Source organism: Roseateles sp. P5_B10, assembly GCF_056400485.1.
The window spans coordinates 1-1,358 of record NZ_JBFULE010001114.1 but is presented as its reverse complement, the minus strand read 5'-3'; the positions used below and the strand labels follow the sequence as shown (position 1 = coordinate 1,358).

Here is a 1,358-nt window from a genome sequence, read left to right as displayed (position 1 = left end):
CTAAGAGGGAGCCAGGGCGCGATCGGATTCGCGGCCGGTCAAAAATATTTTGACCTGGCGGACCCTGGCAGGTGCTCGCGCGGCGCTGGCCGCTAGCGCAGGAAGTCCATGGCACCGTACTCCCAGCCCCACGGCACGCCGGTCTCGCCGAGGATGAAGCGCACGAGTTGCGGAAAGGCCCGCTCGGCGCGCACGTCGTTGGCCAGGATGACGACGCAGCGCCTGCTCGGTTTCACGCAGACCCAGGTGTTGCCGGTGCTGTCGTCATGGCCGCCCTTGTAGAAGCCCGGCCCCTGCGGGCCTTCAAAGACGATGACGCCCAGACCTGCGGCGAGGTCAGCTCGGCGCCTGGCCGGTGACAGTTCGGGTTGCAATGTCGGGAACTGGGTGGCCGTCGTGATGGGTAACTGGGGCGCCGTCAGCGCGGCGGCGCTCTCGGCCGACAGGCCGACGCCGCGGATGTAGCCGGACGCCATGCGAGCCATGTCGGCAATGGTCGTGTCCATGGAACCGGCCACGCGCACCTTGCTGCGTTCGTCGTGCGGCACCACGCGGCCGTCGGTCGTCCAGCCGTCGGCCAGGTTGGGCCTGAAGTCGGCGCGCCACTTCAGGCTGGTGCGTGTCATGCTAAACGGCGTGAACACGCGGCGCTGCACCTCGGCGCCCACGTCCAGACCCAGGCCGCGCTCCAGCACGAACTGCAGCAGGATGAGCCCTTCGCCGGAGTACGCGTAGCGTGAGCCGGGGTCGAAGTGAATGCGCAGCCGGCGGTCGGGCTCCAGGAAGGCGAAGTTGGCGAAGCCGCTGCTGTGCGTCAGCAGCATGCGAGCGGTCAGCTGGCGCCAGCGGTTGTCGCCCRCCAAGTGCTGCCACGAATAGGGCGTCAAGAAGCCGGCGTACTCCGGCAGCGGCCGGTCCAGGTAGCCTGCCAGTGACCGGTCCAAATCGAGTTTTCCCTCCTCGACCAGCTGCATGGCCCAGTAGCCGAACACCGCCTTGGTCAGCGAGGCACCGTACATGACGGTGTCGGGCAGCAGCGGCTCGCCCGCCGCATTGCGCTTGCCGTAGGCGCCGACATGCACGACCTGGCCGTCGTCGATGACGGCCACGGCCAGGCCCTGGGCCTGGCTGGTGGCCATCAGCCGCGCGGCCTCGGCGTCGATGGCGTCGCTGCTCGGGATCGCGGGCGGGGCGGCCGCGGCCAGCAGGGGCAGGGCGATCAGCAAAGCGGCAAGGCGGGCAGGGCGCATGGTTTCTCCTGGGCGCCAGCCTAACGGCACCCGCGGGCGCGAGGCGAGGCCACCGCCGCTGCTGTTGTAATCGGTGCGCCATCTTTGCTGCCGTCCATGAACCTGCTC

The 1,358-nt window shown here is 69.2% G+C and carries 1 protein-coding gene; it reads right to left on the bottom strand.

Annotated elements, in window-relative coordinates; all coding sequences use genetic code 11:
* Positions 1 to 92 precede the first annotated feature (92 nt).
* Positions 93 to 1,250, bottom strand: coding sequence for a serine hydrolase domain-containing protein (locus AC1DU6_RS31305; protein WP_477862040.1), 1,158 nt, complete (start codon positions 1,248 to 1,250; stop codon positions 93 to 95).
* Positions 1,251 to 1,358: the final 108 nt, after the last annotated feature.